Genomic DNA, 12,773 nt, shown 5'->3' on the forward strand with positions numbered 1-12,773 from the left:
GGCTGGCTCGGCGTCATGATCGCCCGGCGAGCGCGGCGCGGCAAGCGCCGATCCGTCGCCGGAGCCGGCCGCGCATCACTCCTTCGCCCAGCTTTCCCGCTTGCGATAAATTGTGGATGGGCTGAGGTCGAGCACGCGCGCCGCCTTCGGCACCGAACCGTCATGCGCGGCGATCGTCGCCTCGATGAACTCGCGTTCGACCTCCGCCATCGTGGCGCCGACAAGCGGCTCGACACGGGCTGAGACGCCGATCGGAGGGGCCGCGCCATCGGTCGCGATCGCGCCATTGCGCTGCGCCTGAGGTTGCGGCGCCTTCATGGGCTCGGCCAGACCCGGCGGCAGCATGTCCGGCGTCGCCTCCTCGCCGTCGTGCAGAAGGACGATATTCCACATCACATTCTGCAACTGGCGCATGTTTCCCGGCCATTGCAGATTGCGCATGATTTCGGCGAGCTCCGGCGAAACCCTGGTGAAGCGTTTGCCCTCATCGGCGGAATAGCGCCGCAGGAAGCTCTCCGCCGCCACGATCACATCCTCGCCGCGCTCACGCAATGGCGGCAGATGGATCGGGACGACATGCAGCCGGTAAAAGAGGTCCTCGCGAAAACGCCCGGCCCTCACCTCCTCCACCGGATTGCGATTGGTCGCGCAGATGATGCGCGCATCGACCTTGCGCGGGGTGGTCGCGCCCACCGGAGTTACGGTCGATGTCTGCAGAAAGCGCAGGAGTTTGGTCTGGAGCGCGAGATCCATCTCGCAGATTTCATCGAGGAAAAGCGTTCCGCCATCGGCCGCAGCCGCCGCGCCGGGCTTGTCGGCTATGGCGCCGGTAAAGGACCCCCGCAAATGCCCGAACACTTCCGACTCGAGAAGATCGCGAGGAATGGCGCCGCAATTCAGCGCGATGAACGGGCCGTCGGCGCGTCCGGACTCCGCGTGGAGCGCCTGCGCAGCCACCTCCTTGCCGGCGCCGCTCTCGCCGGTGATGAACACCGTAGCGGTGGAGCGGCCAATCTCGCTGATCAGGTGATAGACCTCCCGCATGCCGGGAGAATCGCCGATGAAGCCATGAAAGCCGCCGACCTCGAGTTTCGGTTTTGCGCGCCGGGCGCGCCCGCTCTTCGCAATCTCCAGAAGCGCGTTATCGACCGCAGAGAGAAGGCGTCGCTCATCGAAGGGTTTGACGAGGAAATCGAACGCCCCGCCGCGCATGGCGTCGACAGCGCGGTTGATCGAACCGTTGGCGGTGATGACGATGACCTTGCCTGTCGGGTCGGCCTCACGCATCTCAGACAGAAGATCGAGCCCGTCGCCATCCGGCAGCATCAGGTCGAGCAGGACGAGCCGCCCCGACGCGCCCTTGTGCAACGCCTTTCCCTCGGCCGCCAGATAGGCGCACTCGACGGCGTGCCCCGCGTTCTTGAGGACGTTCTCGTACATCATCGCGAGAGAGCGCGTATCCTCGACCAGAAGCACGGGTTGGGACGCGCGCGTACTCATACCGTCCTCGCTTTTCGCTCGGAGGCGATAAACGCGATGACATTGTCCAATTCGGGCAAGGCGTCCTCCGCCAACGTCGCGGCGGCGTCTGCGTCCTGTTCCTCCGCCAGCCGGTTCAGTCGTTCGGATTGGCGCTGCAGGCGGGCCGCGCCGACCGTTCCCGCGACGGAGATGAGAATATGGCTAGCCCGCGCCATCAGGTCGAGATCAGCGTTCGCCCCAGCCTCCGAAATATCAGTTCTCGCCGTCTGCAGATCGGATTCGATCCGGACAAGCAGTTCGGGCATCGCGTCATCGCCGATCGAAGCCGCGAGGCTTTCATAAATCATGCGTTCGATCACTGCTCCGGGGGCCGGCGCGGCGCCAGCGGAGGTTTTCTCGGCGCGCCCATCCAGAAGCGAGAGGATATCGACGCCGAACTGCTTGATCGACGTAATCGGCTTGGCGATCAGGCCGTCCGCGCCGACACCGGTGATCTTTTCCCGATGTTCCTGCATCGCATAAGCGGTGAGCGCGATCACCAGTGCATCGGAGAGCGGTCCTTCGTCGGCGCGGATCGCACGGATCACGTCAAGCCCGGAGACACGCGGCATCTCGATATCGATCAGAAGCACGTCATAGGTTCGCTCACGAAGCCTCTCCAGCGCGATGGCGCCATCGGCCGCGATATCGACCTCCGCCCCCAATGTCTCCAGCATCTGGGTCGCGACAAGCTGGTTGGTGACGTTGTCCTCGGCCAACAGGATCGACATGCCTTTCAGGCGATCGAGGTCGATCTCCGTCGCTGCATCCATGTGCGGGCTCCTTGCAACCTCCGGGCGTCTCACGTCCAATCTGCGCCAGTATAGGGATGCATTGCAAACTGCAAAGCGCTGACCCGCGTCACGGCGCGCAAACGGGCGTGATTTCAGCTCGGACAGCGGTGCAATTCACCTGAAAGCCGTCCGCGGGGCGACGGCTACCGGTATAAACTAGCGCACGAACGCCCGCGTCAGCGCGGGAATCCGATCTTCGCCAGCGAATCGCGAATTTCATCGAGAATCGCCATGTCGTCGATCGTCGCCGGGGAACGAAAGCTCTCCCCATCCGCGATCTTGCCCATGATCGCGCGAAGGATTTTTCCGGACCGGGTCTTTGGCAGACGCTCGACGATCACCGCGAGACGAAAGGCGGCGACCGGACCGATTCGCTCACGGATCAGCGCCACGCATTCGGCGATAATCTCCTCATGCGGTCGCTCCACGCCGCGATTGAGACAGAGAAAGCCCATGGGAACCTGGCCTTTCAGGTCATCGGCGACCCCGATCACGGCGCACTCCGCGACATCGGGATGATCGGAGAGCACCTCCTCCATCGCCCCGGTCGAGAGCCGGTGTCCGGCGACGTTTATCACATCGTCCGTGCGCGCCATGATGTGGAGGTAGCCCTCCGCATCCTTCATTCCTGCGTCACCGGTTTCGTAGTAGCCGGGGAAGGTTTCGAGATAGGCATTGCGAAACCGCGCCTCGGCGTTCCAGAGCGTCGGCAAGCATCCGGGCGGCAGCGGCAGCTTCACCGCCACCGCGCCAAGCGTTCCGGGGGCCGCTTCATGCCCGCCTTCATCAAGAATCCGCACATCGTACCCCGGCATGGCGAGACCGGTGGAGCCGACGCGGACCTCCAGATCGGGATCAAGTCCCACCGGCAAGCCGGTGATCGCCCAGCCGGTTTCTGTCTGCCACCAATGATCGACAACCGGCACGCCGAGACGCTCCTGCGCCCAGTTCACCGTGTCGCTGTCCGAGCGCTCACCGGCGAGGAAGAGATAGTCGAGACCGGAAAGATCGTAAGCCCCGGCCAACTCGCCCTCGGGGTCTTCGCGCTTGATGGCGCGGAACGCCGTCGGGGCGGTGAAGAAGCTCTTCACCCCATGTTCGGCGATCACCCGCCAGAAGGCCCCGGCGTCGGGCGTGCCAACCGGTTTGCCCTCGTAGAGGATCGACGTGCACCCCCTGAAAAGCGGGCCATAGACGATATAGGAATGCCCGACCACCCACCCGACATCCGACGCGGCCCAGAAGACATCTCCGGTATCGACGCCATAGAGATTCTTCATCGACCAGTTCAGCGCGACGGCGTGCCCGCCCGCCGGGCGGACCACGCCTTTCGGCTGGCCGGTCGTGCCGGAGGTATAGAGAATATAGAGCGGGTCGGCTCCGCCGACCGGCGCGCAGGGCGCGGGCGATGCGCCCTCCTGAAACGCCTCCCACTCCTTGTCGCGCCCCTCGATCAGCGTGGCCGGCCTTTGCGGACGTTGCAAGATGACAGTGAAACCGGGCTTGTGTTCGGCCTGTTCGATGGCGCCGTCGAGAAGCGGCTTGTAGTCGACCACCCGCCCCGGCTCGACCCCGCAGGAGGCGGCGATCACCGCCTTCGGTTTGCAATCATCGATTCTGACTGCGAGCTCATTCGACGCGAATCCGCCGAACACCACGGAGTGAACCGCGCCGATCCGCGCGCAAGCGAGCATGGCAACCGCCGCCTCGGCGACCATCGGCATGTAAATCATCACGCGGTCGCCCGGTCCAACTCCCTTACGGGCCAGCGCGCCGCCAAGCCGCGCCGTCAATTCCTGCAACTCGGCATAGGTGACGACGCGCTTCGCGCCGGTCACCGGGCTGTCATGGATGATCGCCGCCTGATCGCCCCGCCCGGCGGCGACGTGCCGGTCGACTGCGTTCCAGCAGGTGTTCATCACGCCATCGACGAACCATTCGTAAAGCGGCGCCTTCTCATCTGAAAGCGCGCGCGTCGGCTGAGTGACCCAGTCGATATCACCGGCCGCCGCCATCCAGAACGACTCGGGATCAGCGCGCCAGCTCTCATAAACCGCACGGTATTCCATCGTCGCCTCCCATCTCTGCCGATCATCAATGGGAAAGCATGAATGACGAGAAGCGGCAAGTGCCGCGCGCCCGGCCGCGACGTTCCGTCGGGGTCGACCGCCGGCGCACAAGGCGCCGGCGGCGTCTTCTGATGGAGCGGCCGGCTTCAGGCGACCTTGCGCCGATACGCGGTGAAGCCCATCAGGCCGATCGCCGTGAGAAAGAGGGGCAGCGCCGCCGGAACCGGCACCGCCGAAAGCTCGAACTCGCCCGTGGCGACCGGCAACACCGCTCGGTAACCGGCGGTTCCGTTCACCTCGCCCCCGGTGCCGACGCCCTGGTCCGCCCGTACGGACATGCCGTGGATGACGATCTCGCGCAGCGTCAGGTCAAAGAGGTCAGCGGCGCTCATCCCGGCGGCGAAGGCCGGCGTGGTCAGCAGGTCATACTGATACGAGAAGTCGATCGTTCCGTGAGGCGCCATCGGAAAACCGCCGGTTCCGGGAATCGTGTCGTCCCGCAACTCCAGAACAATCGGGCCGTAGGACGTCGCGCCTTCGAGCAATTCGACGAATCCATCGCCATCGGCGTCCTGGGCGATAGTCGGCGATTGCGAGTTCGCCGGATTCCCATTGGCGTCGAAAAGACCGTGGATATGTTGGACGTGAAGCTGGTTCGCCTCCAGCCCTTTCGCGCTCACCTGCACGTCCAGCGTCATCGCCACATCGTCAAGAAGCAACTCAGCCATCCCGGTGACGCCGGAGCTGTTCAGCGCCACGAGGTCGGCCGTATAAGCGAAGGTCGCGGCGTCACCGGCGCGCGGCGCTGCAATCGCGAGCGCGGCGGCGGTCATCACAAGCATGCTTTTCATTGGGAGCCTCTCTATCGAACAATGTTTTTCGTAACGGGTCCAATGACCCGTACAAGGTACGATAGAAATCTCCCGAAAGTTTCACGCATTACGCGATCCATGCGCGAAGCGTTAACTTTCGCATATCGCGCGCGGCGCGAATGCCGGATGAAGCCCGGTTCAGCCGCCCGCCAGCGCCGCGATATTGATCAATCCGCGCGCCGTGGCGGACGGCGTGACGATATGCGCTTTTCCCTCCAGCCCCATCAGGATCGGCCCGACGCCCATTCCCTTGCCGACAGTCTTCAGAAGGTTACGCGCGACGCTCGCCGCGCTGGCGTTCGGCATGACCAGAAGGTTGGCGGTTCCATGCAAGCGGCTCGACGGGAAGATTCGTTCACGCACCTTCGGGTCCATCGCGGTATCGGCGTGCATCTCGCCCTCATACTCGAAATCGACGCCGGCCTCGTCCATCAAGCCGACAGCGCGGCGCATCTTCGCCGCATCGGGCTGACTGACGGACCCGAAATTAGAATTGGAGATGAAGGCCGCTTTCGGTTCCTGCTTGAAGTCGCGCATGATCGCGGCCGAGGCCACGGCGATCTCGACGAGTTGCTCCGCCGAGGGATCCTCGTGCACATGGGTGTCGGCGATGAAAAGCGGCCCGGTGTCCATGATCAGCAGCGAAAGCGCGCCGATCGGATGACGCCCGTCACGCGCCAGGACGTCGGCGATATACTTCAGATGCCAGCCATATTCACCGAACAGCCCGCAGATCATGCTGTCGGCCTCGCCCCGGTGCACCATGGTCGCAGCGATTGCGGTCGTGTTGGTGCGGATGATCGCCTTCGCCAGGTCGGTCGAAACGCCGTCGCGCTTCTTCAGATCGTAATAGGTGCTCCAGTACTCGAAATAGCGCGGGTCATCCTCCGGGTTAACGATCTCGAAATCGGCTCCGGCCTTCAGCTCCACGCCCATCCTGTCGAGTCGATCTTGCACAACGCCGGGGCGTCCGATCAGGATCGGCGCGTCGATCCCGTCCTGGAGCATGTTCTGCGCGCAGCGGAGCGCGCGCTCGTCCTCGCCCTCGGCGAAGACGATTCGTCGGGAGACCGACATCGCCCGTTCGAAGATCGGCTTCATCGCAAAGCCGGTCCGGAATACCGAGGAAAGAAGATTCTTCCGGTAAGCCTCGACATCCTCCAGCGGGCGCATGGCGACTCCGGTCTCCATCGCGGTCTTGGCGACGGCCGTGGCCACGACCGAGAGAAGGCGCGGATCGAAGGGCTTCGGGATCAGATAATCCGGCCCGAAGACGAGGTTCTCGCCCGAATAAGCCGCCGCCGCCTCCGCCGTCGAGGGCGCGCGGGCGAGCGCTGCGATGGCGTGGACGCAGGCGACCTTCATTTCCTCGTTGATTTCCGTCGCGCCGACATCGAGCGCGCCGCGGAAGATGAACGGAAAGCAAAGAACATTGTTGACCTGATTCGGGTAATCTGATCGCCCGGTGGCGATCAGCGCGTCCGGCGCCGCATCGCGGGCGACATCCGGCATGATCTCGGGCACGGGATTGGCGAGGCCGAAGATGATCGGCGCCGGGGCCATGGTCTTGACCATCTCCTGCGTCAGCACGCCGGGCGCCGAGACGCCAAGGAACATGTCGGCGCCCTTGATCGCGTCTTCCAGCGTGCGCGCGTCGGTCTCGCGGGCGTGAACCTGCTTGTCAGGCGTCAGGTCGTCGCGTCCCGCGTGGATGACGCCGGAGCGGTCGCAGACGAGGATGTTCTCACGCTTCACGCCCATGGTTATCAGAAGGTTGATGCAGGCCGTCCCCGCCGCGCCGCCGCCGGAGACGGTGAGCTTGATGTTCTCGAATTTCTTGCCGCCGAGCTTGAGCGCGTTGACCGCCGCGGCGCAGCAGACGATCGCAGTGCCGTGCTGGTCGTCGTGAAAGACCGGAATCCCCATGCGCTCCTTGCAGATTCGCTCAACCTCGAAACATTCTGGAGCCTTGATGTCCTCAAGGTTGATGGCGCCGAATGTCGGCTCCAAAGCGATCACGATCTCGGCCAGTTTCGCCGGGTCCGTCTCGTCCACCTCGATGTCATAGCAGTCGATATTGGCGAATTTCTTGAAGAGCGCCGCCTTCCCCTCCATCACCGGTTTGGAGGCCAGCGCGCCGATATTGCCGAGGCCGAGCACGGCGGTGCCGTTGGAGACGACGGCGACGAGATTGCCCTTGCCGGTGTAGCGCGCCGCGGCGGCCGCATCTTCCTCGATCGCCGTGCAGGCGTCGGCGACGCCGGGCGAGTAGGCGAGGGAAAGATCGCGCGCCGTCGTCATCGGCTTTGTGACGCGCACCTCGAGTTTACCCGGCCGGCCGTCCTCATGATAGCGCAGCGCGTCCTCGCGCAGCATGGCGCGGGCGTTGTTCGTGTCATCGGTCACAGGAATTCCCCCCAGGGTGCGGCTTTGATTGCGCCAGTTTAGGCACGATTACCGCAGCCACGCCAGAAAAAGCGGACGGAAGGTGTCGACGGCGCGTCGTCCCGGCGACAATGACCGCGCGCTGGCGAATACAGAGCGGACGGGCGGACAAGCGCGCGCGGCGACCGGTTTCATCGTGACCGATATGGCCGCAACTTCGCATACGCGGACAGTGTCGCGTGATCCGGCGGACGCGCCGTTTGTGGGCAGCGGATCGCGGCGGCGGAACCCTCGCGCCGCCGCGGGCCGCGCATGTCAGGCCAGGGCGGGCTCGGCCCCCTGGACTTCGGCCGGCGCGGGATCGCGCAGCACGTAACCACGGCCCCAGACCGTTTCGATGTACGTATGCCCGCCGGTCGCCGCCGCCAGCTTCTTGCGGAGCTTGCAGATGAACACGTCGATGATCTTCAGTTCCGGCTCGTCCATCCCGCCATAGAGATGGTTGAGGAACATCTCCTTCGTCAGCGTAGTGCCCTTTCTGAGACTCAGAAGCTCCAGCATCTGGTATTCCTTGCCAGTGAGATGCACCGGCGTTCCGTCGGCCTCCACCGTCTTGGCGTCGAGATTGACCGCGATCCGCCCGGTCGAGATCACGGATTGCGCATGCCCCTTGGAGCGCCGGACGATCGCGTGGATTCTCGCGATCAACTCGTCCCGGTCGAAGGGCTTGGTCATGTAGTCGTCCGCCCCGAAGCCGAACCCTTTCAGCTTGTCGTCGGTTTCCGTCATGCCCGAGAGAATCAGGATCGGCGTATCGATCTTGGCGACCCTCAGCGCCTTCAGCACGTCGTATCCGGTCATGTCCGGCAGATTGAGATCGAGCAGGATCAGGTCGTAATCATAGAGTTTGGCGAGTTCTATCCCCTCTTCCCCCTGGTCGGTGGCGTAGACGTTCAGATTCGCCTTCGCGAGCATCATCTCTATGCTCCGCGAGGTCGACTGGTCGTCCTCGATCAACAATACGCGCATTTGGTTTGTCCTTTCTTTCCACACCCGTTAAGATTGATGCCACGTTAAGGACAAAATGGTAAACGCGATATTACCTATACGTGTATTTTTTCCGTACCACCCCTAGGGCGTGTTGCGAAAGTGTTTCAGCTTGGTGACGAGTAGCGCATGTGGGCCGTGCTTGGCGAAGGAATCGCGCCAGAGCGCAAGTTCCTCCGCGCTGAGATCGTAGCGCGCGCAAACCTCATCCTCCGTGATCGCGCCCGAATCCACCGCGGCGACGACAGCTGCCTTGCGACTCGCCACCCAGCGGGTGACGTTCGGAGGAGGCAGATCCTTTCTCATCCGCTCATGCAGTTTCCGAGCCCGCAGTTCGGCGAGGGGAACAATTTTACGCATCTGAAACTCCCACTTGGGCGGACAACACTGGCGCGATTCTGGCAAGCTCCGGCTAACATGCGATGAACGCGCGGGCTTGAGACCCGGCCCCGTCGCCGCTAGATGACCGGGATGGATGGATCGCCCCGCTTCAACAGTCTGGGTTTCGCCAAGGCTCCCGCCGAGACACGCGTCGTCGTCGCCATGTCCGGCGGGGTCGACAGTTCCGTCGTGGCGGCGATGCTGGCGCGCGAAGGTTATGACGTCGTCGGAGTCACGCTGCAGCTTTACGACCACGGCGCTGCGCTCGCGAAAAAGGGCGCGTGCTGCGCCGGGCGCGATATCCATGACGCCCGACGGGTCGCTGAGAAGATGGGTTTCGCGCATTACGTGCTCGACTACGAAAGCCGCTTCCGCGAGGCCGTGATCGACGAGTTCGCCGACCAGTATCTCGCTGGCTACACCCCGATCCCCTGCATCCGCTGCAATCAGAGCGTGAAGTTTCGCGATCTGCTAGCGACGGCGAAGGAACTGGACGCAGATTGTCTCGCCACCGGCCACTATGTCCGGCGCGTCGAGGGGTCGGCGGGGGCCGAGCTTCACCGCGCCGCCGACGCGGCGCGCGACCAGAGCTATTTCCTCTTCGCGACCACGCAGGAGCAGCTCGATTTCCTGCGTTTTCCGCTCGGCGGGCACGGCTCGAAAGCCGAAGTCAGGGGGATGGCCGCGGAACTCGGACTCGCCATCGCCGACAAACCCGACAGCCAGGATATCTGCTTCGTGCCACAGGGCCGCTACGCCGACGTGATCGAAAAGCTGCGTCCCGGCGCGGCCGAGCCGGGCGAAATCGTCCATCTCGACGGCCGGACGCTGGGCGCGCATGACGGGATCATCCACTACACCATAGGCCAGCGCCGCGGCCTCGGACTCGGCGGCGGCGAGACCGGCGGAGAGCCGCTTTTCGTGGTGAAGCTGGAGCCGGAGACGCGCCGGGTGATCGTCGGCCCGCGCGGAGCGCTGGCGGTGCGCCGTGTGGCGCTGAGAGAAGTCAACTGGATCGGCCCCGGCGCGCTCAAGGACGCGCCCGAAGGCGGCTGGGAGGCGAAGGCGAAGCTCCGCTCCACCCGCCCGGCCATCGAGGCGCGAATCCTGCCGTCCCCCGAAGGCGCCACCGTTGAATTGCTCTCGCCCGAAGAAGGCGTCGCCCCCGGTCAGGCCTGCGTCTTCTACGACGGCGAGCGCGTCCTCGGCGGCGGCTGGATCACGCGCGGCTGATCGGTCTCGGCGATCAGTTTCCGGGGAGAAGCCTTTCCACCGCGCCGGTGATCTCGGCGGACATCGGCTTAGTCGACGATCGCCATCCGGCCACGAAATCTCCGTTTGCGTCCAGAAGCACCTTGTTGAAATTCCACTGCGGCTCGAAGTCGTGCGCTGAAAGCAGCCACGCGTAGAAGGGATGCGCTTCCGATCCGGTCACCTTCGTAACCTCTGTCATCGGAATGGTCAGACCATAATTCACTGCGCAGAAATCCTTCACCGCGGCGTTAGAGGCCAGCTCCTGATTGAAAGCGTCGGAGGGCACGGCGACGATGGTGAAGCCCTGCTCGCGGTAGGCGTCGTAGAGCTCCTGCAATCCGGCGTATTGATAAGTGTAGCCGCAGCGCGAGGCGGTGTTGACAACCAGCACCGGCCCGCCGCGATAGGTGGCGAGGTCGATCTCTCCACCTTCGATGGCGCGAAAGGTGAAATCGGGCGCGGCGACGGCGGCGAGCGCCGTCAGGATGAGCGCGCACGCGCCGATCACCGCCGAAATCATGTTGCTCCGCATCCCCAAACCTCCTGTCGTCGCTGTCACCATCAGGATTCGCCGCGCGGGGCGCAATGGTTTCAATCCGGGGTTTCATGCGAAGCGCGCGAAAACCTGCCGCGCGCAGTGGACAGCCGCCCCGCTCCGCGCCATCGTCCCGCCGATACCAGAAGGAGCCTTCGCATGCCTGATCTCGACGCAATACTGGCCCAGCTCGATTCCGACAGGGACGCCGCCATCGAGCGGCTCTTCGCGCTTCTCCGAATGGAGAGCGTGTCGACGGACCCGGCCTACAAGGACGAATGCCGCAAGGCCGCCGAGTGGCTCGTGGAGGATCTGAAGAGCATCGGCTTCGAAGCAAGCATCCGCGATACGCCCGGCCACCCCATGGTGGTGGCGCATTCGGGCGGCGACGGCCCGCGCCTCCTTTTCTACGGCCACTACGACGTGCAGCCGGTCGATCCGCTGAATCTCTGGTCAGCGCCCCCCTTCGAGCCGGTGATCGCCGAGGGCGCGCAAGGGCCCGAGATCCGCGCGCGTGGCGCGACTGACGACAAGGGCCAGCTGATGACCTTTGTCGAATCCTGTCGCGCCTGGAAGGCGGTGACCGGCGCGCCGCCGCCCAATCTCACGCTGCTTTTCGAAGGTGAGGAGGAATCCGGCTCACCCTCGCTCGTTCCTTTCCTCGAGGCCAACAAAGAAGAACTGAAAGCCGATCTCGCGCTCGTCTGCGACACCGGCATGTGGAACGCCGAGACCCCGGCGATCTCAACCATGCTGCGCGGCATGGTCAGTGACACGATCACCGTGAAAGCCGCGGACCGCGATCTCCATTCAGGCATGTTCGGCGGCCCGGCGGCGAACCCGATTCGGGTGCTCGCGAAAATCCTCGCCTCGCTCCACGACGAAGAGGGCCGCGTCACCCTGCCCGGCTTTTACGATGGCGTCGCCGACACGCCGCCCGAAATTCTGGCCCAGTGGAAGAAACTGGGCTTCAGCCATGAGGACTTCCTCGGCGCGGTAGGCCTTTCCACCCCCGCTGGCGAGAGCGACTACTCCACGCTGGAGCAGATCTGGGCCCGCCCGACGCTGGAGTTCAACGGCGTTTCCGGCGGCTATACCGGCGCGGGATTCAAGACCGTCCTGCCGGCCGAAGCCTTCGTGAAAATCTCCTGCCGGCTTGTCGGCGATCAGGATCCGGCCAAGATCCGCAAGGCGCTCCACCAGCGCTTCAAGAACATGCTGCCGCCCGATTGCACCGTCGAATTCGAGTCGAGGAATGGCGGCTCGCCGGGAATCGTCATGCCGGTGGACGATCCGCGCTTCGAAGCGGCGCGCCGCGCGCTTTCCGATGAATGGCCGAACGAAGCCGCCTTCGCCGGCTGCGGCGGATCGATCCCGATCGTCGGACTGTTTCAGTCCATCCTCGGCATGAATTCGCTTCTCATCGGCTTCGGCCTCGACGATGACCGCATCCACTCGCCGAACGAAAAGTACTCGCTCACCAGCTTTCAGAAAGGCGCGCGCAGCTGGGCGCGGGTTCTGGCGGCGTTGAGCAAGGACTGACTGGCGCTCAATCGCGCTCGACGTCGATGACAGTCAGGTCCTCGACGTCGAGCCGGAGATCCCATTCCACGCCGTCGGCGTCACGCGCGTCGTCCACCTCCCAATAGGGGCCGTCCGCATCGTCGTCCTCCAATTCGATCTCGTCCCAGGATTTGTAGCCAAGCGCTTCAAGCGCGACGGAGATGCGCGCAGTCTCCTCCGGCGTCGGTGCCCGGTCGGCGACGGCTGTGCCTGCGCAAGCCATTGCTAGGACGAAAGCAGAGAGTGTGGCGCGCATCGTATATGCTCCTGAAAAGAGACCTCGGTCGCGCCAGTATCTAATAGCGCCGCCCTCCACACGCAAACCGTGCGGCGTTGACGCGCGGGCGTCCGC

The 12,773-nt window shown here is 64.3% G+C and carries 11 protein-coding genes; 2 read left to right on the forward strand and 9 right to left on the reverse strand.

What is annotated here, in order from left to right; all coding sequences use genetic code 11:
- Positions 1-75: 75 nt before the first annotated feature.
- The 7 genes from G5B40_RS04740 to G5B40_RS04770 all read right to left on the reverse strand — a co-directional run bounded on the left by G5B40_RS04740 (position 76) and on the right by G5B40_RS04770 (position 9,048).
- Positions 76-1,500 (reverse strand): sigma-54-dependent transcriptional regulator, encoded by a 1,425-nt coding sequence (locus G5B40_RS04740; RefSeq protein WP_165095688.1) that lies wholly within the window; start codon positions 1,498-1,500, stop codon positions 76-78.
- On the reverse strand, positions 1,497-2,294 hold the full coding sequence (locus G5B40_RS04745; protein ID WP_165095691.1) for a response regulator: 798 nt from the start codon (positions 2,292-2,294) through the stop codon (positions 1,497-1,499). The genes G5B40_RS04740 and G5B40_RS04745 overlap by 4 nt, the downstream gene beginning before the upstream one ends.
- 197 nt (positions 2,295-2,491) lie before the next feature.
- Entirely contained in the window at positions 2,492-4,384 is a 1,893-nt protein-coding gene (locus tag G5B40_RS04750) for an AMP-binding protein (protein ID WP_165095694.1), read from the reverse strand.
- 146 nt (positions 4,385-4,530) lie between these two features.
- A complete protein-coding gene (locus G5B40_RS04755) occupies positions 4,531-5,235 on the reverse strand; it encodes a hypothetical protein (protein WP_165095696.1) in 705 nt (234 codons plus the stop codon).
- Between the two features lie 159 nt (positions 5,236-5,394).
- Positions 5,395-7,632, reverse strand: coding sequence for an NADP-dependent malic enzyme (locus G5B40_RS04760; RefSeq protein ID WP_165103263.1), 2,238 nt, complete (start codon positions 7,630-7,632; stop codon positions 5,395-5,397).
- Positions 7,633-7,956: 324 nt separating this feature from the next.
- Positions 7,957-8,670, reverse strand: a complete 714-nt coding sequence (gene ctrA, locus G5B40_RS04765) for a response regulator transcription factor CtrA (RefSeq protein WP_165095699.1) — start codon at positions 8,668-8,670, stop codon at positions 7,957-7,959.
- Between the two features lie 102 nt (positions 8,671-8,772).
- Positions 8,773-9,048: a DUF1153 domain-containing protein gene (locus G5B40_RS04770; protein WP_165095702.1), complete on the reverse strand. Its 276-nt coding sequence runs from the start codon at positions 9,046-9,048 to the stop codon at positions 8,773-8,775.
- A gap of 111 nt (positions 9,049-9,159) precedes the next feature.
- Here G5B40_RS04770 and mnmA point away from each other — a divergent pair, with 111 nt between their 5' ends.
- A complete protein-coding gene (gene mnmA / locus G5B40_RS04775; RefSeq protein WP_179961599.1) occupies positions 9,160-10,302 on the forward strand; it encodes a tRNA 2-thiouridine(34) synthase MnmA in 1,143 nt (380 codons plus the stop codon).
- Positions 10,303-10,315: 13 nt separating this feature from the next.
- Here mnmA and G5B40_RS04780 read toward each other — a convergent pair whose 3' ends face one another.
- On the reverse strand, positions 10,316-10,855 hold the full coding sequence (locus tag G5B40_RS04780; RefSeq protein ID WP_343040649.1) for a glutathione peroxidase: 540 nt from the start codon (positions 10,853-10,855) through the stop codon (positions 10,316-10,318).
- Between the two features lie 162 nt (positions 10,856-11,017).
- On the opposite strand from G5B40_RS04780, the gene G5B40_RS04785 reads away from it, so the two are divergent.
- On the forward strand, positions 11,018-12,400 hold the full coding sequence (locus tag G5B40_RS04785; protein WP_165095708.1) for a dipeptidase: 1,383 nt from the start codon (positions 11,018-11,020) through the stop codon (positions 12,398-12,400).
- Between the two features lie 7 nt (positions 12,401-12,407).
- On the opposite strand, the gene G5B40_RS04790 is transcribed toward G5B40_RS04785, so the two are convergent.
- On the reverse strand, positions 12,408-12,677 hold the full coding sequence (locus tag G5B40_RS04790; RefSeq protein ID WP_165095711.1) for a PepSY domain-containing protein: 270 nt from the start codon (positions 12,675-12,677) through the stop codon (positions 12,408-12,410).
- Between the last annotated feature and the right edge of the window lie 96 nt (positions 12,678-12,773).

Source organism: Pikeienuella piscinae (assembly GCF_011044155.1).
In the GTDB taxonomy this organism is placed as follows: domain Bacteria; phylum Pseudomonadota; class Alphaproteobacteria; order Rhodobacterales; family Rhodobacteraceae; genus Pikeienuella; species Pikeienuella piscinae.

Bases quoted from the DNA above. Each gene is read 5' to 3' on its own strand.
- G5B40_RS04760 (WP_165103263.1), bottom strand. From the start codon at position 7,632: ATGCTGCGCGAGGACGCGCTGCGCTATCATGAGGACGGCCGGCCGGGT.
- G5B40_RS04790 (WP_165095711.1), bottom strand. From the start codon at position 12,677: ATGCGCGCCACACTCTCTGCTTTCGTCCTAGCAATGGCTTGCGCAGGC.
- G5B40_RS04740 (WP_165095688.1), bottom strand. From the start codon at position 1,500: ATGAGTACGCGCGCGTCCCAACCCGTGCTTCTGGTCGAGGATACGCGC.
- mnmA (WP_179961599.1), top strand. From the start codon at position 9,160: ATGGATGGATCGCCCCGCTTCAACAGTCTGGGTTTCGCCAAGGCTCCC.
- G5B40_RS04755 (WP_165095696.1), bottom strand. From the start codon at position 5,235: ATGAAAAGCATGCTTGTGATGACCGCCGCCGCGCTCGCGATTGCAGCG.
- G5B40_RS04785 (WP_165095708.1), top strand. From the start codon at position 11,018: ATGCCTGATCTCGACGCAATACTGGCCCAGCTCGATTCCGACAGGGAC.
- G5B40_RS04750 (WP_165095694.1), bottom strand. From the start codon at position 4,384: ATGGAATACCGTGCGGTTTATGAGAGCTGGCGCGCTGATCCCGAGTCG.
- G5B40_RS04745 (WP_165095691.1), bottom strand. From the start codon at position 2,294: ATGGATGCAGCGACGGAGATCGACCTCGATCGCCTGAAAGGCATGTCG.
- G5B40_RS04770 (WP_165095702.1), bottom strand. From the start codon at position 9,048: ATGCGTAAAATTGTTCCCCTCGCCGAACTGCGGGCTCGGAAACTGCAT.
- G5B40_RS04780 (WP_343040649.1), bottom strand. From the start codon at position 10,855: ATGCGGAGCAACATGATTTCGGCGGTGATCGGCGCGTGCGCGCTCATC.
- ctrA (WP_165095699.1), bottom strand. From the start codon at position 8,670: ATGCGCGTATTGTTGATCGAGGACGACCAGTCGACCTCGCGGAGCATA.